Genomic DNA, 16,918 nt, shown 5'->3' with positions numbered 1-16,918 from the left:
CGTAGTGCTTCCCTCGGGCTTCCAGGACGGGCGTACGGTGACGGAATGGCTACGACGGATGTACGCACCGATATCCGGGATTTTCTCAGCTCGCGTCGTGCCCGCATCACACCCGAGCAGACGGGTCTGCCCACTTACGGCGGCAAGCGTCGCGTCAAAGGTCTACGCCGCGAAGAGGTGGCGCTCCTGGCGGGGGTGTCGGTCGACTATTACGTGCGCATGGAGCGCGGCAGCCTCGCCGGCGCCTCCGATGGCGTGCTCGACGCGGTGGCCTCTGCCTTGCAACTCGACGAGGCCGAGCGCGACCACCTGTTCCACCTCGCGCGCCGATCCCAGTCGCCCAGCAGCCCACGCCGGCGCAGGCCTGCCGAGCCGGTGCGCTCTACACTGCAGCAGGTGCTCGACGCCATCTCGGATGCGCCGGCCTGGATCTGTAACGGACGTTACGACGTGCTGGCCATGAATCAACTTGCCCGCGCGCTGTTTTCGCCGGTGCTGGCCGATCCGCGACGACCCGCGAACACAGCACGGTTCATTTATCTGTGTCCCGATGCGGCCAGAAACTTCTTTGTCGATTACGACCGAATTGCCGGTGACGTCGCGGCAAAACTGCGCATGGAGGCCGGCCGCGATCCGCACGACGAGGAGCTGATCGCGCTGGTCAGCGAAATGTCAACGCGCAGTGAGCTATTCCGGCAGCGATGGGCATCTCAGGATGTACGGTTGCACCGGTCCGGCCGCAAGCGGCTGCACCTTCCGATCGTGGGCCAGCTCGACTTGGACGTCGAGTCCCTGGAACTGGCCGCCGAACCCGGCCTGAACCTCAACGTCTACACCGCGCCTGCGGGCACGCCGACCGCTGAGGGTCTAGCGCTACTGGCCTCGTGGGCGGCCACCCAAGACAGGCTGGCAACGGAGCTCGAAGCACCCAACAGATAGTCACAACCGCCCCTCTCGTCGACTGGGCCTGCCGCTTCGACGGCGCGGTAACCGCCACCCCGCACAGGAACGAAATCTTCCGCCAGGTGCCGGCGAGGACCCACGGAGGATTCGGGTCCGAATCAAACTCCCATAACCTGTCGCGAGGCATACACCTACCCCAGGTCGACCCGCACGATCGCGCTGCCCGGCCAGACGTCATGGTCGCGCACCCGATCCCACTTCTCCTTTAGTGGCAGGCCCGCGTCGACGTTCTTCACGCCGGGCAGCGGTAGCAGAGGGACCAGGTTGTATTGCCAGCCGTACCGGGCATGCAGTTGCCGGTTGGCCTGTTCGGCCTCCGCTCCCGACAGCAGGGTGGCCCGCCCGGTGAATGCAGGCGCACCGTCGGGCACCCGGCCCTTGTAGTCGCACACCCGCACCTCGACCCGTGGGTCGTTCGCGATCCTCTTCGTCTTTGGCCCGACCTTGGTGCGGAACACCAGCGTGTCGCCGTCGAGGTGGAACCAGATCGGGGTGTCGACCGGGCGGCCGTCGCGGCGATAAGTCCGCAGCAGGGCGTAGCGGCTGGCGCGCAGAGTGTCCATAGCGGACATTGAAAGACTTAGAGTGGACTCCAAGTCAAGCTCGGCTGCGGAAGGTGACCATGACCACCGCACTCACGATCGGCTACGGCGCCCGCCGCGCGGACATCGCTCCCACCACCTTGCGTTACTACGAGAAAATCGGGCTGCTGGCACCACCGTCTCGGGCGGGTCGTCAGCGCCGCTACGACGATGCCGTGCTGAGCAGACTCGAAGTGATCGGGCTGTGTAAGGCGGCCGGCTTCACACTCGACGAGATCGCGATACTGCTCGACGACGACGCCCCCGGTCGGACCGCGAGCCGGGAATTCGCTCAGGCCAAGCTCACCGAAATCGACTCGCAGATGGTGACATTGGCGCGGGCCCGCGAAACCATCGAGTGGGCCATGGCGTGCCAATGACGTGAAATCTCATGACCGAGTCCGGTCACATCGCCGCGTAGATCAAGCGCGCTGCAGCCGACGCGGACCGGTACGCGTCGTATCCGGCTCACCTGAACACATTCAGGCGGCGCGCGCCGCGGCGGGCGTGGCTATGCCTGTCCCAAACTCGGCCGGTAATCAGCCGCCTCGGCCTCAGCGGCAAGCAATGCGCCCAGCTCACCCTCCTGCTGGGCAACAAATACACCGATCACCTGCCGGCATACCTCCGGCACGCTCACCCCACGCATATCCGCAATACGCTTCAGCCCGACCAGCATTGACGTAGACACGTGAAACTGCACGGCGAACTGACCGCACGAACCATCCTCAGGCGGCAACCCTGGACCAACCACTACCGGTTCATCCACCCCGTACTCGTCCACTTCAGCACCCCGAGCTGGTTCAACAACCCCACCACTAGCGTCGTCACCAACGCCGTCGGCCGGGTCCCGCAACTCCTGATGACTGAATAACGCCATTCCGCTCACGCTAGACCGCGCAGCGTTCCTAGGCGAAATCGAGGCTCGTTGTTTGCACCGACGCTGCTGGTTGTCCGGCGAAGGCGACTTCGGGAGAGGGGGAAAACGGCGGACTTAACTTGACATAATGTCGCTTATCGGTAAAAGCCAAAGGGCGAGTTTGACCGGATCGTCGCACAAGTCCGGGCTCGCGGGTCCACATGAAGTGCTCCTCGACGTCGGCGGTTCCCCGCTTACCGGCGCCACGGATCGATGATGACGGCGGGCCAGCACGACGGATGGGCGACGCTGAGATGACTCATGCGCAGCCGACGACGCCATATCCGCAATCGGGTTGCCCAGTGCCCTGTCCGTGCGACCGAAACGTCACTGTGACGAATTATGCCGTCCCGCAGCCGTTGCCGAGCCACACGCTACGTTGCTGAGTCACAAGATGCGACCCATCGCGATACCGGATCTCGACGACCGCTCCACTGCCCGCTCGGCCCATTGCCACAACCAACGACAACCGGCGCCGACCCATCGGTCTCCCGTGGCAGGCCCCCGCCACCGGTCCTGCCCCTTCCCGCCGAACGACGGTGATACGTCACGGTGACGAATATATCTGGACGGCAACGCAATTCGGAGCTTTCACTTCAATCGGCGTGCCCGGATTGGTTGAGCATTCTGGTCGAATCCCGGGCCCGCCTCGGGGCGGCTAATTGAAAATCATTAGCATTATGCTTACCGATGCGATCGTGAGACCGGAAGGACAATGTGCGAGCGATCCCTGTCATTTGCTTGACGGGCCAGCTGGGCGCCGGCAAGACGAGTCTGCTCAATCACGTGCTCCGCAGTCCCGGAGCGCGAATCGGGGTCATTATCAACGACTTCGGTGAGCTCAACGTCGATGCCATGCTGGTGACCGGGCAGATCGACGAGCCCGCCTCGATCGCCGGCGGCTGCATCTGCTGCCTGCCGGATGACGGCGGTATCGACGAGGCGTTGGCCAAGCTCGCCGACCCTCGGCTGAATCTGGACGCGGTGATCGTCGAGGCGAGTGGTCTGGCCGAGCCCGTTTCGGTCGCGCGAATTATCGGCTTAAGCGAAGTCCCTGGGGTGCGCTACGGCGGACTTGTCGATGTCATCGACGCCACGACCCACTTCGAAACCATCGACGTCGGCCATACCTCGCCGGCCCGGTACGGCGTAGCCTCTCTCGTCGTCGTCAACAAACTCGACCGACTCCCCCGCGAAGACCGCGCCGCGACCGTCGAGCGGGTGGAACGCCGGGTGCGAGAACGTAATCCACGTGCGACCGTCGTCGGAGCAGTCGGTGGCCAAGTCGATCCCGCCCTGCTGTATGACATAGCGGAAACGCCCGAGGAGACGGGCCAGCTCTCGTTGCGCGACCTGTTCGTCGATGCCACGACCGACCCGGTCGCCCATGACCACGACAGCTCGCACGCCGATTCGGTCACCGCGACGAGCCAGGGCGAAATCGACCCCGGCGCGCTGATCGACTTACTCGAGGATCCGCCCGCCGGGGCCTATCGAATCAAGGGCGCGGTAATCATGAGATACGGAAAATCCACACCCACCTTTGCGGTCAATCTGGTGGGCACGTCGATCCACATCGCGAAAGCACCGCCCGGCGCATCACCCAACTGCCTCGTGGCGATCGGCGTCGGCCTGGACACCGATGCTGTCCGCGCTCGGCTTGAGATCGCGCTGCGACCACTCACCAGCTCGGCGGCTCTTGCCGATATTCATCGCCTCAGGCTGTATCGGCGACGCAGCCTCTGACAGTTAAAAGGTCAGTACCCCAAAACTTTTCGTCACTGTGACGTAATTGAGCAACCCGCTTGGACGATAGGTGGCGCAAGCACTCTGGCGAAGCTCAGTTGCAACTCGTCGTAGACCGCGTCGTCGATGGCGAGGTGGTTGGTCGCGAACAGCTCGGAGAAGCGCAGAGCCGATCGCTCGGCGGCCGAAAGATTGTCCGCGTCGGCCGGGCGCTCCAGCGAGCAGACCGGGTCCTCGTCGAGCCCGTCATCGACGGCGCTTTGGTAGCGCACCGCGATGCAGAGTATCGCCATTGCACCAGTCAGTGGCAATCATCGCCTCGGCACGAATCCCGAAGGACGGCAGCGTACGCAATGCAGCTTGACCGGTGTTACATCTCGTTGGAGCATGCGCTCAGCATCAGGCCGACCGATGACGACTCACATGTTCCTCAACTCCATTGACAAGGTGTGCGGGATGGAACTACGTCAGCTCGAGTACTTCATCGCTGTGGCAGACGAAATGAACTTTTCGCGCGCGGCGCAGCGGGTCCACGTCGTCCAGTCCGCCCTGTCCACGGCAGTCAGCAAGCTGGAGCGGGAACTCGGCGTAGAGCTGTTCAATCGGTCCAAGCAGCAGATCAAACTAACGCCCGCGGGCGAGCTGTTTCGCGAGCATGCACGCCGCATCGTCCACAGCGCCCGGCTCGCCAAGGACTCAATCAACGACTACCTCGGCGCGCTGTCCGGGATCGTGGAAGTGGGTTCACTCGTATCCTTTGGGGCGCTGGACGTCCCGCGGGTATTGGGTGAATTTCACCGCACCTATCCCCAGGTGCAGATCATTCTGCGACTGAGCCCATCGGGCTCGATGCCGCATCTCTCCGCGATCGCCGACGGCACGCTCGACCTGGCCTTCGTTTCCGCTCCGGACCGCTTCCCGACAGGTATTGACATGCGGTTACTGGCCGAGGAGCCGATGGTCTTTGTCTGCAGGCCCGATCACCATCTAGCGCAGCGCGACCGTGTCGGCATCATTGAGCTTGCCCACGAGAACCTGATCGGTTTCCCCGCCGAATTCGGCCTGCGCCGCATCGTGGAGAACGCATTCACGGCGGCCGGCATTACGGCGTGCACCCGGTACGAAGCGGCGGTGAACTACGGGGTCGCATCCAGTCTGGTGCAGCACGGATTGGGCACCATGTTCATGCCCACCAGCGACGCCGGCCGCTTTCCGAACCTGCGGGCGGTGCCGCTACGGCCAGAGATCGTGTGGCCGATCTACCTCGCCATGAGCCGGCCGACGCGAGTCTCGCCCGCCGCCGCTAAGCTCGCCGAGTTGATCCTGGCGTCGGCATCGCGCCCAGACAGGCAGTCGACAGCCCAATCGCCATAGCCGACACGCCTATTCGCGCGTTCGTCGATTCTCCTCGAACCGTCATCTCCAACTTTGATGGGTCGGATCAGAACCATTCATTGGACACGATGATCCTCGGTTGCTCTGATGAAGAGACACAACCGAACTCAGAGATTACGAGGTTGATGATCATGTCGTTGTCCCCGCAAGGCCCCCACCTCGAAGACCTCGCAACGCGATTCGAACGCGACGTCATTCCGCTGCGGGATCAGCTATTCCGTGCGGCACGCAGGTATACCCAAAGCCACGCCGACGCCGAAGACCTCGTCCAGGAAACCATGATCAAGGCGTATGTCGGATTTGGATCCTTCAGGGAAGGCACAAATCTGCGCGCGTGGCTCTTCACGATCATGAACCACACGCGAATCAATCACTACCGCGCCGCCAAACGTCGTCCTACGGAGTGGCTGGCGGGTGACATCAGCGACTTTCTGCTTCCCGCGGGACCCGCACAGTCGACGGCGGGACGATTGTCGGCTGAGACCGTAGTGCTCGATTCGATCGGCGATCCCGAGGTACGCCAGGCACTTGCGCAGCTTCCAGAGTCGCAGCAGCTGGCTGTTTACTACGCTGACGTCGAAGGCTTCCGATACAAAGAAATCGGCGAAATCCTGGACATACCACTGGGTTCAGTCATGTCTCGCATCCACCGTGGGCGCAAAAATATGCGAAAGCTGCTGACGGACTTCGCGATTGAGCAACGATACATCCTCGGAGGTGACGACGTAGTAGTCGCAGCCTAATAGCTGGTAGGAACAACTACATCGCCGGTGGGAAAACCACTTAGCGAGGATGCCCCGAATCCCGGTTGCCCGTTCACTGGCGAGCAAAACCGGCTAGCCGACGAAGGGTGCTCCGTCATAGCGCTCGCAGGTAGCGAAGTCCGAGACCGGTCGGCGTCGCAACTTCGACAATTGGCGCACCGGCTTGCCCAACGGCACCAGAGCGGCAATGGCATACGAGTCGGGGATGCCGAGAAGATCTTTCGCCCGCGGCTCCTCGGCGACAACCATCGTTGTCAGCACTCCGCCAAATCCTTCATTGCGCGCGGCCAGCAACACGTTCCACACGAACGGGTACACCGAGGCACCGGGTACCACCGCGATGCGATCGAGATCCTGATCGGTCGCGGCGACAACGCCGAGATTCACCAGGAACATCAACACGACTGGCGCCTCACGAAACGGCGCCGACATTTGTGCAGGCACCTGCGCCGCCTCGATCGTGGCAGCATCTAAGCTGGTCGGCTGCAACGGGTTCCATGGTGACTCGCCATTGGCGAGCTGAGCGGTATAGCGGCGCGCCGCGGTAAGCCCGAGATCGGCCAACGCGGCTCGGGTGTCCTGGTCGCGTAGCACGATGACGCGCACGCCCTGCCGGTTGCCGCCGGTCGGTGCGAAGCGCGCGTTATCCAGGATGCGCTCGAGGACGTCATCGGGAAGCGGATCGTCGGTAAATTCGCGTACTGCCGCGGTAGAACGCATCGCGTCGTACAACTCCATGCCCCCCATCGTGCCGCAACCGGCGACAGCTGTGTTCAGGCCGCGTCGTGGAAGATCAATCCCAGTGTGTAGCGCTGGCCGGAACGGACGACGGACACACCATGGCGTACCGGGGCTGCCGACCATCCTCGCGTCGATCGCACCGGCCGTTCTCGGGTGGTGAAGACGTAGCCGTGTCCGCGCGGCAATGTTGTGACTGTCCCCCGTGATTGCGCCCGGGCCCGCTGCTCGACAAGCAGGAATTCGCCTCCGGTGTGCGCGACGCCCGGCTCGTTGAGATTGATGACGACCTGCAGCGGAAAGATGAGCTCTCCGTAGAGGTCTCGGTGCAGCGCATTCCAATCACCCGGGCCGTACTTGAGCAGCAGTGCCGTGGGCTTGGTCTGGCCGGCGCGGTGGCACGTGTCCAGCCATTCGTCGAGAGTGTCGGGCCACGGAGCCTGTCGCCCGAACTTCGTCCACCAATCTCGGGCGATCGGCAACAGCCGCGGGTAGAGCGCCTGTTTCAGATCTTCGATTGGACATGGGTAGGGCTGTTTGAAATAGCGATACTCGCCTTGCCCGTAGCGGTGTCGGCCCATGTCGACGATCGCGCGAAAACGACTGGCGTCGGCGTACAGATCGATGACCGAGGTGCACTCGGCAGGCGTGATCAGCTCCGGGAGCAGTGCACCGCCGACGTCGTTCATGTCGCCGGCGACCGCGTCCCAATCGGCGGCATCGACGCGCTTGCGCCAGGTCGAGACCATCAGAACAGCTTGCCAGCCAACGCGGGTGCCGGCGCCTCCAGCTCCAACAAGAATCGTTTGCGCTTCAGGCCGCCCGCGTAACCCGTTAGCGCGCCGTTCTTTCCGACGACCCGATGGCACGGAATGACGATGCTCAGCGGATTGCGCCCGACCGCCTGGCCCACTTCATAAGCGGTGGTGACGTCGGGCAGTTCCGCGGCCAGCTCACCGTATGTTTTCGTCTGGCCGTACCCGATCCCGACAAGCCGATCCCAGATTCGGCGCCGAAGCCGGTCGCCCACCAGCGCGATTGGAAGGTCGAATCGGGTGCGCTCTCCGACCAGATACTCATTCAGCTGCTCGGCGGTGCGACAAAGCAGGTCGTCGGCAGCCGATTCGACGTACTCGCCGAGGGTATCCGCGGCCGGCCGGCGCCAGTGATGCCGAAAATACACACCTGTCAGGGCGTCGGCGTCAGCGACCAAGGTCAGCTCGCCCAACCGGCTATCGATCATCGTGTGTCGTGCTGTCATCGTTGTACCTCCTTTACCTGTAGACGATGACCGGCCCGGCGGCGTGAGATGGATGCGAATTGATATCTCACATTTCACGATCCGCCGACGTCTTCCCATCAGGAGCAAAGAGGAGATCGCATGATCCGCCATATCAACCGGTGACATCGCATGAAGGCCAACCAGCAGGTGAAGATGCCATTTGAGGCCGTCGTGGCACAGCACGGCGCGACAGTGTTGCGGGTGGTGCGCGCCGTGGTCGGCCACAGCGACGCCGACGACGCTTGGTCGGACACCTTCCTGGCCGCTTTGAAGGCTTACCCGCTACTGCCGGCCGGGGCCAATGTCGAGGCGTGGCTGGTCACGATTGCTCACCGCAAGGCCATCGACATCACTCGCGCGGCAGCACGGCGGGCCATCCCGGTCGCCGATACCCCGGACTCCCCCGCCGGGGAACGAGCCGATGGACACGATCTCGACCTGGATGCGGCCGTGGGTGCGCTGCCGCCCAAGCAACGCCACGCCGTGGCCTACCACTATCTTGCGGGCCTGCCCTACGCCGAGATCGCAACGATCCTCGACAGCAGCGTTGATGCTGCCCGCCGGGCCGCGGCCGATGGCATCGCCACCCTGCGGCGCACCTATCCCCTTCTCGACACCGCAAGGACTGATGATGACCTCGACTGACCTCACTCACCTCTACCCCGTCGATGCGAATCATCTGCGGCGCCTGCACACCCGTCTGGAACGGGATGCGCAGGCCTCAGACCTGCTTGACATCGCCTATCGCACAGTGGATTCCGCAGTCGGGCTGCTGCTGCTGGCCGCCACCCCGCTGGGACTGGTGAGGGTGGCTTTCGCGGATGAGGACCAAGACGGCGTGCTGCTGACGCTCTCGGAGCGGATCAGTCCGCGGGTGCTCGAGGCGCCGGCGCGGCTGGATCCGATCGTGCGACAGCTCGACGAATACTTCGCCGGCCGCCGGCACACCTTCGACGTCGCGCTGGACTGGTCACTGTCACAAGGGTTTCGGCGCACGGTGCTAGAGCACCTCAACACCGACGTCAGCTACGGTGCCACGGCCAGCTATGCCACGCTGGCGCGACTCGCCGGCTCTCCCAACGCGGTGCGCGCGGTGGGCACCGCGTGTGCGACCAACCCGATCCCGATCGTGGTGCCGTGTCATCGGGTGATCCGATCCGACGGAGCCGTGGGCGCCTACCGCGGCGGACCCGTCGCCAAACGCCTGCTGCTCGATCTTGAGCAGCAGGGATGACGACGGCGGGGCCGGCGCGCAACCGCGTCTCACCGTTGGGCGAGATCATCGCCGTCGCTGGCCGCGGCGCCTGGATGGGCAACCGCGGGCGTTTGCACGAAGGCCACGCCAGCCGCGACGTCGTGCGCAACCATCAGCACAAGACCTGGATTACCTGTGTGCTGGCGTTCCGGAGCCGCCGGGTGGCGCAATGGGAACCCCACCGCTACACGCCGCTGTTCTTCCTCGACGAGGCGGTCGCGCTGGCTGCCGGACATCGCCCGTGCGGCGAATGCCGACACCACACCTACCTGGCCTACCGATCGTTATGGGTCGAAACACACGGTGGGACAACCACTTACGCCAAGGAGATGGACGCCCAGCTACACCGAGAGCGGCTCGACAAGACAGGCCGCCGCGCCCGTTGGATCGACCTGCCTGACGGGACATTCGTCGCGACAGATTCCGGACCAGCCGTCGTCGTCGGCGGCCACCTCGCGGTTTGGAACCACGACAACGCGTACCGGCACAAGTTACTTCGGCCTGCAAGCGGCCAGGCCACGGTGCTCACCCCTGCGTCGACGGTGCGAATCTTGTCCGCCGGATACCCCGTTCAGATTGATGACGCGGCCCGATAGCCCCGCGCCACAACAGTGTTCTCGCTGTGTATGGTCAAAATGGCCTACCGGCGTAAGGGAACAGAGAAGACCCATGGCGAATGCCCTGCCCGAAAATGCCTTCACGGGACCGCAAGCCGTGGATCCCGAGCTGCGTAAGGTCGCACGCCTGCTGCCCCGGGGATACGCCCTGCATCGCGGATACAAGGTTCAGCGAGCCATCATGGGCGTCCTGGGCAACGCCGGCCGGCTCCGCGATGTACCGGTGGTCGCGGTCAACGAACACGTCAGGGTCCGCATGCATCGTCCGGCGGGCCTCCCCGACCGGGCACCGGCGCTGCTGTGGATCCATGGCGGCGGCACCATCATGGGGACGCCCGTCCAGGATGACAAGTTCTGCCGCAAGCTATCTCGCCACACCGGCGTCGCAGTGGCAGCCGTCAAATACCGCCTCGCACCCGAGCACCCGTACCCGACACCGGTCGACGACTGCTATGCGGCGCTGCTGTGGCTCGCCCGCCAGCCGTGGGTCAACCCCGAGCGAATCGCCGTCGGAGGCGCAAGCGCCGGTGGGCATTTCGCCGCGGCACTGGCCCAACGCGCACACGACCGCGGCGACGTCAAACTCGCCTACCAGATGCTGGTGTATCCCATGCTCGACGATCGCACCGGCGCACATGGGGAGGGCCGCAAACGCATCATGTGGACCGAAGACGATAACCAGCAGGCCTGGCGGTGGTACCTCGGCGGAGCCGATCCCACGGTGGCGGCCCCGGCGCGTCGAACAGATCTGTCCGGGCTACCGCCGGCGTGGATCGGCGTGGGGACATTAGATCTCTTCTATCAGGAGTGCCTCGATTACGCGCGGCGGCTGCGCGAGGCGGGCGTACCCGTCCACGAGGAAATCGCCCCCGGCGCCTTTCACGCTTTCGACAACATCGTGGAAAAGGCGCCGATCTCGGCGAAGTTCTTCGCCAGCCAGCGCGATCATCTCTGGGCCGCTTTGGCGTCGCCGACCGAGGAACAGCCGGGCTAAGCACGCCGCGTAACGAGCTAGTTGACTGCAAACTGTGCAGAACGTGCAACTATGGGGGTATGGCCAACCCGATGGGACTGCGTGAGCGGCGTCGCCGCGAAACCAGCGCAGACATCCGCGACGCCGCGGTGCGGCTGGCCCTCGAGCGCGGCTTCGACAAGGTGACCATCGAGGAAATCTGCGCAGAAGCCGGAATCTCGACGCGCACGTTCTTCAACTACTTCCCCAACAAAGAGTCCGCCATCGCCTACGGCCCATCGGACATTCCAGCCGAGTTGGTCGCGGATTTCGTCGCGGCCGGTCCCGCCCGCTACTCGGTCGTGCTGGCAGAGCTGATCACCCTGGCAGCGCACCATCTGCGCGACGTGCCGCCACTGCGCGAGCAGGCGGCCCACATGCTCGAACTCGCCAAAACGTCCCCCGCGGTGTTAGCCGCGTTCCTCGCGGACCTGGAGCGCTTTCAGCTTCAGCTGACCGACATCATCGTGCGCCGCCAGGACATGAAGCCGGACGACGAGATGGCCGCCCTGATTTCCGCGCTGGCACTGACCGCGGTACGTTCCGGCCTCGAAAAGTGGGCAAGTAGCGAGCCGGTGGATCCCGACGACACGCCGATGCCGTATGTCGAGCGGGCCGCCGCCCTGGTGAACAGCATCTTCACCGAGTGATCTGAAACACGGCGGACAAATCTTGCATGATCTGCAAGATATGCAGATCATGTAGTATGCGCTGGTGGCGGTGCTCGGGGGCACTTCCGCGGCAAGGCCGAACCCCGATGCTGAATCAAGTTGCTCGTGCGCTCGAGTGTCCGCGAGTTATGCGGGCGGTGGCCACCCGATGGTGACGAGAAAAGGACCCACGTAGTTGTTGCTATCGAAGATTGTGCGCAACGCCTGGTTGCCGCTCTTGATCGTGGCGGTGGTGGTAGTCGGTGGCTTCGCCGTGGTCCGGGTCAAGTCTTTCTTCGGCGCCAACGACACCGGCGTCATGACGAGCCCGCGGCTCGACGACTCCAAGCCGTTCAAGCCCAAGGTCGTCAAATACGAAGTATTCGGCTCGGCGAGCCACGCAAACGTGAACTACCTGGATCTGTCGGCCGACCCGCAGCGGATCGACGGTGCGCCGTTGCCCTGGACGATGGTCCTCAAAACCACCGCTCCGTCGGTCTTCCCAAACCTCTCGGCACAAAGCGACGGTGACTACCTCGGGTGCCGCATCACCATCGATGACGAAATCAAGGACGAGAAGATAACCACCGGCGTGCACGCCCTGACCTTCTGCCTGGTGAAATCCGCATGAGTACAACGTTCAACGACGCCCGCACCGACGCGCTCCCGACCGCTGCAGAGCCGGTGCGGGAGAAGATCCCGCGCTTCATCCGGAAATTCGCCGTACTGATCATCCTGGGCTGGATCGCAGTGATCGCGGTGCTCAGCACGATCGTCCCCGACCTGGACACGGTCGGGAAGATGCGCTCGGTCTCGATGGCCCCCGACGATGCGCAATCGGTGGTCGCGACAAAGCGCATGGGCGCTGTGTTCAACGAATACAAGTCCAACAGCTCGATCATGATCGTTCTCGAGGGGCAACAACCGCTGGGCGCCGATGCCCACGCCTACTACGACAAAATCGTCCAGAAGCTCGACTCCGACACCAAACACGTTGAGCACGTTCAGGACATGTGGAGTGACCCGCTGACCGGGGCGGGTGCGCAGAGCAACGACGGCAAGGCCGCCTACGTCCAGGTCTATCTCGCCGGAAACCAGGGCGAGTCGCTGGCGAACGAGTCCGTCGAGGCGGTTCAGAACATCGTCAAAAGTGTGCCGCCACCCAATGGGGTGAAGGCGTACGTCACCGGACCCGCCGCACTCTCGGCCGACCAGCACGTGGCCGGTGACCGCAGTGTGCAAATCATCACGATGTGCACGTTCACCGTGATCATCGCGATGATGTTGCTGGTCTACCGGTCCATCGTCACGGTGTTGCTCACGCTGGTGATGGTGGTACTGGAACTCTCGGCCGCCCGCGGAATGGTCGCATTCCTGGGCTATTACAACATCATTGGGCTGTCGACCTTCGCGACCAACCTGATCGTCACATTGGCGATCGCCGCCGCCACGGACTACGCGATCTTTTTGATCGGCCGATATCAGGAAGCCCGGGGTAAGGGCGATTCCCGCGAAGACGCCTACTACGACATGTTCCATGGCACCGCGCATGTGGTGCTCGGCTCGGGCCTGACCATCGCCGGGGCGACGTTCTGTCTGCACTTCACCAACCTGCCGTATTTCCAGACGCTGGGCATCCCGTTGGCCATCGGCATGGTGGTCGTGGTGCTGGCCGCGTTGACACTCGGGCCCGCGGTCATCACGGTGGCAACGCGCTTCGGTAAGACGCTCGAACCCAAGCGCACGCAACGTATTCGGATGTGGCGCAAGATCGGCGCAGTTATCGTGCGGTGGCCCGGGCCGATCCTGGTCATGACGATCGGGATCGCACTCGTCGGCCTGCTGACACTGCCCGGGTACCGCACCAACTACAACGACCGCAATTATCTGCCCGACGATCTGCCGGCCAACGAGGGATACGCTGCCGCCGATCGGCATTTTTCGCATGCACGCATGAATCCCGAAGTGCTGATGATCGAAAGCGACCACGATCTGCGCAACTCCGCGGACTTCTTGGTCATCGACAAGATCGCCAAGACCATCTTCCGGGTGCCGGGAATCGGTCGCGTGCAAGCCATCACCAGGCCCGAGGGCACGCCGATCGAGCACACCTCGATCCCGTTCCAGATGAGCATGCAGGGCGTCACCCAGCAGATGAATCAGAAGTACCAAGAAGACCAGATGGCCGACATGCTCAAGCAGGCCGACATGATGCAGACGACGATCGACAGCATGACCAAGATGCAGAGCATCACCGTCCAGATGTCCAACGACATGCATCAGATGGTCAAGAAGATGCATGACATGACGATCGACATCAACGAATTACGCAACCACATGGCTGATTTCGAGGACTTCTTCCGGCCGATCCGCAGTTACCTCTACTGGGAAAAGCACTGCTTCGACATCCCGGTGTGCTGGTCACTGCGCTCGGTTTTCGACGGTCTCGACGGCATCGACACGATGACTGATGACATCGAGAGCCTGCTTCCGATCATGGATCATCTCGACACCCTGATGCCTCAGATGGTGGCGCTCATGCCGTCGATGATCGAGAACATGAAGGCCATGAAAACGACGATGCTGACCATGTATTCGACCCAGAAGGGTCTGCAGGATCAGCAGAACGAGGCCCAGAAGAACTCGAACGCGATGGGCAAGGCGTTCGACGCGTCCAAGAATGACGACTCGTTCTATCTGCCGCCGGAGATCTTCAACAACGCCGAGTTCAAGAAAGGCATGAAGAACTTCATCTCCCCCGACGGCCATGCCGTGCGTTTCATCATCAGCCACGACGGCGATCCGATGTCGGCGGAAGGCATCGCGCATATCGCGGCGATCAAGAAGGCCGCCTACGAAGCGCTCAAGGGCACGCCGCTGGAGGGCTCCAGGATCTATCTCGGCGGCACCGCGGCAATTTACAAGGACCTCAGTGACGGCAACACCTACGACTTGCTGATCGCCGGAATCGCCTCGCTCTGCTTGATTTTCATCATCATGCTGATCATCACTCGAGGTGTGGTGGCCTCGGCGGTCATCGTCGGAACCGTCCTGCTTTCATTGGGAGCGTCGTTCGGACTGTCGGTGCTGATCTGGCAACACATCATCGGCATCGAGCTGCACTGGATGGTGTTGGCGATGTCGGTCATCATCCTGCTTGCCGTGGGCGCCGACTACAACCTGCTGCTGGTGGCGCGGTTCAAGGAAGAGATTCACGCCGGCCTGAACACCGGAATCATCCGGTCGATGGGCGGCACCGGTTCCGTCGTCACCTCGGCAGGGCTCGTCTTCGCCTTCACCATGATGACCATGGCGGTCAGCGAGCTGACCGTCATCGGCCAGGTGGGTACCACGATCGGTCTGGGCTTGCTCTTCGACACGCTGATCGTGCGGTCGCTGATGACGCCATCCATTGCCGCGCTGTTGGGCAAGTGGTTCTGGTGGCCGCAGCGAGTGCGGCAGCGCCCGGTGCCATCGCCGTGGCCGAAGCCGGCCACCGAACCCGAATCGGTAACCGCCGCTACGTAACCCACTCCGGCTGCGCGTCCGTCTGCACGGCGGAGAAGTCTTTGTGCCCCAAGCCGGCGGTGGTGCCGCCATCGACCACGAACTCCGAACCCGTCGAGTAGCTGGACTCGTCGCTGGCCAAATAGACCACCAGGCTGGAGACCTCGCTGGGATCGGCGGCCCGGCCGAGCGCGGTCTGGAAGATGTCGTCGGGAACCCACTCGGTCATCGGGGTCTTGATCAGGCCGGGATGGATTGAATTCACCCGGATGCCGCTGGGCCCCAGCTCCAGCGCCGCCGACTTGGTCAGACCCCGGACAGCGAATTTCGTTGCCGTGTAACCATGGCAGGCGATCGTGCCAGCGATACCTTCGATCGAAGAGATGTTGATGATCGAACCTCGCCCGGCTTCCTTCATCGGTTTCACCACGGCGCGGATACCGAGAAACACACCGGTCAAATTGATGTCGAGGATCCGCTGCCATTCCGAGAGCGCGTAGTCCTCAAAGGTGCCGATGTTGATGATGCCAGCGTTATTCACCAGCACGTCGACGCTGCCGAACTCGTGCAGCGCGGTGGCCACCGCGGCATCCCAGTCGTCGGGCTTCGTCACATCGAGGTGCAGGTAGCGAGCCGAGTCGCCGACCTCTGCCGCCACTGCCTTGCCTTCGTCGTCGAGGATGTCGCCGAACACGACCTTGGCTCCCTCGTCCACCAGCATCCGCACATGCGAGGCACCCATCCCCCGCGCACCCCCGCTAATCAGCGCCACCTTGCCCGCCAACCGTTCTGCCACTGTGTTCTCCTGTCATGTACTGCGTCATCCGGTCTGAATAGGCTAGAGCCGAGGCACGCTACTCTGACCCAGTCGTCACCATACATATGTGTGGCCGTGTATGACGGTGTACTCGTCAATCGCCGCTCGCCGGGAACGGCATTGCGGGGAATGAGGGATGGCGGCGCATCGCTTCGCTACGTTCGCGCGCAAGCCGTTGAGCGGCAATCCAAACCGGATGTGACTCGAGAACAATTACTTTCGCCGCTGCGACACGAGCCATGATTGGTTACCCCTTTACCGGGCAATGAAATGGCCCACAGCCAAGCCCATACTCTCATCTCAGCAATCCACGAAATCCTTTGCAAGGGACCGAAGTCGCTAGTGTGGAGGACTTTCGTCAGCAGTATCCATGGTCAGGAACGTGCTTTGCCTCGGTGCGTGGCGCTGGCCTCGACGAGGTGTGCGACCCCATCGGCAATTCCTGCGGCCAGCGCGTCGATGTCGGGGGCAGTGTCGTAGTCGGCGGTGATGCCGAAGATGAACTGGTCGGCATAACTGAGCATCGCGATGGCGGTACGCACATTGAGCGCGATCGGTGGGATCGGAAGGATCTCCAGTTGTCCGTTCTCATTGATTCTGGGGCATTCTCATTGAATCTGGGGTAAGTGCGTGTCTTTCTCATTGAATCTGGGGCACGAGGCTTAGCGTTTA

Annotated in this window: 19 protein-coding genes and 1 pseudogene; 12 read left to right on the top strand and 8 right to left on the bottom strand. The window is 63.1% G+C overall.

Annotation, left to right across the window (positions count from 1 at the left end):
* Nucleotides 1-45 precede the first annotated feature (45 nt).
* Nucleotides 46-939: a helix-turn-helix transcriptional regulator gene (locus tag AAHS21_RS30155; RefSeq protein ID WP_342931035.1), complete on the top strand. Its 894-nt coding sequence runs from the start codon at nucleotides 46-48 to the stop codon at nucleotides 937-939.
* A 155-nt stretch (nucleotides 940-1,094) separates the two neighbouring features.
* Here AAHS21_RS30155 and AAHS21_RS30150 read toward each other — a convergent pair whose 3' ends face one another.
* Complete coding sequence (locus tag AAHS21_RS30150) at nucleotides 1,095-1,535, bottom strand: PPOX class F420-dependent oxidoreductase (protein WP_342931034.1); 441 nt, start codon at nucleotides 1,533-1,535, stop codon at nucleotides 1,095-1,097.
* 50 nt (nucleotides 1,536-1,585) lie between these two features.
* On the opposite strand from AAHS21_RS30150, the gene AAHS21_RS30145 reads away from it, so the two are divergent.
* Nucleotides 1,586-1,924, top strand: coding sequence for a MerR family transcriptional regulator (locus AAHS21_RS30145; RefSeq protein WP_342931033.1), 339 nt, complete (start codon nucleotides 1,586-1,588; stop codon nucleotides 1,922-1,924).
* A gap of 131 nt (nucleotides 1,925-2,055) precedes the next feature.
* On the opposite strand, the gene AAHS21_RS30140 is transcribed toward AAHS21_RS30145, so the two are convergent.
* A complete protein-coding gene (locus AAHS21_RS30140) occupies nucleotides 2,056-2,424 on the bottom strand; it encodes a hypothetical protein (RefSeq protein ID WP_342931032.1) in 369 nt (122 codons plus the stop codon).
* A gap of 756 nt (nucleotides 2,425-3,180) precedes the next feature.
* Here AAHS21_RS30140 and AAHS21_RS30135 point away from each other — a divergent pair.
* Nucleotides 3,181-4,209, top strand: a complete 1,029-nt coding sequence (locus AAHS21_RS30135; RefSeq protein ID WP_342931031.1) for a GTP-binding protein — start codon at nucleotides 3,181-3,183, stop codon at nucleotides 4,207-4,209.
* A 32-nt stretch (nucleotides 4,210-4,241) separates the two neighbouring features.
* On the opposite strand, the gene AAHS21_RS30130 is transcribed toward AAHS21_RS30135, so the two are convergent.
* Entirely contained in the window at nucleotides 4,242-4,502 is a 261-nt protein-coding gene (locus AAHS21_RS30130; RefSeq protein ID WP_342931030.1) for a hypothetical protein, read from the bottom strand.
* Between the two features lie 163 nt (nucleotides 4,503-4,665).
* Here AAHS21_RS30130 and AAHS21_RS30125 point away from each other — a divergent pair, with 163 nt between their 5' ends.
* Both AAHS21_RS30125 and AAHS21_RS30120 read left to right on the top strand, forming a co-directional pair.
* Nucleotides 4,666-5,583, top strand: coding sequence for a LysR family transcriptional regulator (locus AAHS21_RS30125; protein ID WP_342931055.1), 918 nt, complete (start codon nucleotides 4,666-4,668; stop codon nucleotides 5,581-5,583).
* A gap of 89 nt (nucleotides 5,584-5,672) precedes the next feature.
* The gene (locus AAHS21_RS30120; protein ID WP_342931054.1) at nucleotides 5,673-6,347 is read left to right on the top strand and encodes a sigma-70 family RNA polymerase sigma factor; all 675 of its coding nucleotides are present in this window, start codon (nucleotides 5,673-5,675) and stop codon (nucleotides 6,345-6,347) included.
* A gap of 93 nt (nucleotides 6,348-6,440) precedes the next feature.
* On the opposite strand, the gene AAHS21_RS30115 is transcribed toward AAHS21_RS30120, so the two are convergent.
* The 3 genes from AAHS21_RS30115 to AAHS21_RS30105 are packed head-to-tail and all read right to left on the bottom strand — an operon-like array spanning nucleotide 6,441 to nucleotide 8,367.
* Nucleotides 6,441-7,106 carry a nitroreductase family protein gene (locus AAHS21_RS30115; protein ID WP_342931029.1) on the bottom strand — a complete coding sequence of 222 codons (666 nt, stop codon included), beginning with the start codon at nucleotides 7,104-7,106 and terminating at the stop codon, nucleotides 6,441-6,443.
* A 35-nt stretch (nucleotides 7,107-7,141) separates the two neighbouring features.
* Nucleotides 7,142-7,855 (bottom strand): 2OG-Fe(II) oxygenase, encoded by a 714-nt coding sequence (locus AAHS21_RS30110; RefSeq protein ID WP_342931028.1) that lies wholly within the window; start codon nucleotides 7,853-7,855, stop codon nucleotides 7,142-7,144.
* A complete protein-coding gene (locus AAHS21_RS30105; RefSeq protein WP_342931027.1) occupies nucleotides 7,855-8,367 on the bottom strand; it encodes a methylated-DNA--[protein]-cysteine S-methyltransferase in 513 nt (170 codons plus the stop codon). Before AAHS21_RS30105 ends, AAHS21_RS30110 begins: the two co-directional genes overlap by 1 nt.
* A gap of 150 nt (nucleotides 8,368-8,517) precedes the next feature.
* Here AAHS21_RS30105 and AAHS21_RS30100 point away from each other — a divergent pair, with 150 nt between their 5' ends.
* The 7 genes from AAHS21_RS30100 to AAHS21_RS30070 all read left to right on the top strand — a co-directional run bounded on the left by AAHS21_RS30100 (nucleotide 8,518) and on the right by AAHS21_RS30070 (nucleotide 15,450).
* Nucleotides 8,518-9,033 carry an RNA polymerase sigma factor gene (locus AAHS21_RS30100; RefSeq protein ID WP_342931026.1) on the top strand — a complete coding sequence of 172 codons (516 nt, stop codon included), beginning with the start codon at nucleotides 8,518-8,520 and terminating at the stop codon, nucleotides 9,031-9,033.
* Nucleotides 9,017-9,622 carry a methylated-DNA--[protein]-cysteine S-methyltransferase gene (locus tag AAHS21_RS30095; protein ID WP_342931025.1) on the top strand — a complete coding sequence of 202 codons (606 nt, stop codon included), beginning with the start codon at nucleotides 9,017-9,019 and terminating at the stop codon, nucleotides 9,620-9,622. Before AAHS21_RS30100 ends, AAHS21_RS30095 begins: the two co-directional genes overlap by 17 nt.
* Complete coding sequence (locus AAHS21_RS30090; RefSeq protein ID WP_342931024.1) at nucleotides 9,619-10,239, top strand: hypothetical protein; 621 nt, start codon at nucleotides 9,619-9,621, stop codon at nucleotides 10,237-10,239. Before AAHS21_RS30095 ends, AAHS21_RS30090 begins: the two co-directional genes overlap by 4 nt.
* Before the next feature lie 73 nt (nucleotides 10,240-10,312).
* Nucleotides 10,313-11,254, top strand: coding sequence for an alpha/beta hydrolase (locus AAHS21_RS30085; RefSeq protein WP_342931023.1), 942 nt, complete (start codon nucleotides 10,313-10,315; stop codon nucleotides 11,252-11,254).
* A 59-nt stretch (nucleotides 11,255-11,313) separates the two neighbouring features.
* Nucleotides 11,314-11,922, top strand: a complete 609-nt coding sequence (locus AAHS21_RS30080) for a TetR family transcriptional regulator (protein WP_096288144.1) — start codon at nucleotides 11,314-11,316, stop codon at nucleotides 11,920-11,922.
* Nucleotides 11,923-12,118: 196 nt separating this feature from the next.
* A complete protein-coding gene (locus AAHS21_RS30075; protein WP_342931022.1) occupies nucleotides 12,119-12,553 on the top strand; it encodes an MmpS family transport accessory protein in 435 nt (144 codons plus the stop codon).
* Nucleotides 12,550-15,450, top strand: coding sequence for an MMPL family transporter (locus tag AAHS21_RS30070; RefSeq protein WP_342931021.1), 2,901 nt, complete (start codon nucleotides 12,550-12,552; stop codon nucleotides 15,448-15,450). Before AAHS21_RS30075 ends, AAHS21_RS30070 begins: the two co-directional genes overlap by 4 nt.
* On the opposite strand, the gene AAHS21_RS30065 is transcribed toward AAHS21_RS30070, so the two are convergent.
* Both AAHS21_RS30065 and AAHS21_RS30060 read right to left on the bottom strand, forming a co-directional pair.
* Nucleotides 15,443-16,225, bottom strand: coding sequence for an SDR family oxidoreductase (locus tag AAHS21_RS30065; protein WP_342931020.1), 783 nt, complete (start codon nucleotides 16,223-16,225; stop codon nucleotides 15,443-15,445). The genes AAHS21_RS30070 and AAHS21_RS30065 overlap by 8 nt on opposite strands.
* A gap of 395 nt (nucleotides 16,226-16,620) precedes the next feature.
* Nucleotides 16,621-16,824: pseudogene (locus AAHS21_RS30060) on the bottom strand (WS/DGAT domain-containing protein); the annotation flags it as partial.
* Nucleotides 16,825-16,918: the final 94 nt, after the last annotated feature.

Source organism: Mycobacterium sp. 050272 (assembly GCF_039023525.1).
In the GTDB taxonomy this organism is placed as follows: Bacteria; Actinomycetota; Actinomycetes; order Mycobacteriales; family Mycobacteriaceae; genus Mycobacterium.
Note: the sequence above shows the minus strand (reverse complement) of the source record. Positions and strands in the feature narration are given on the sequence as shown.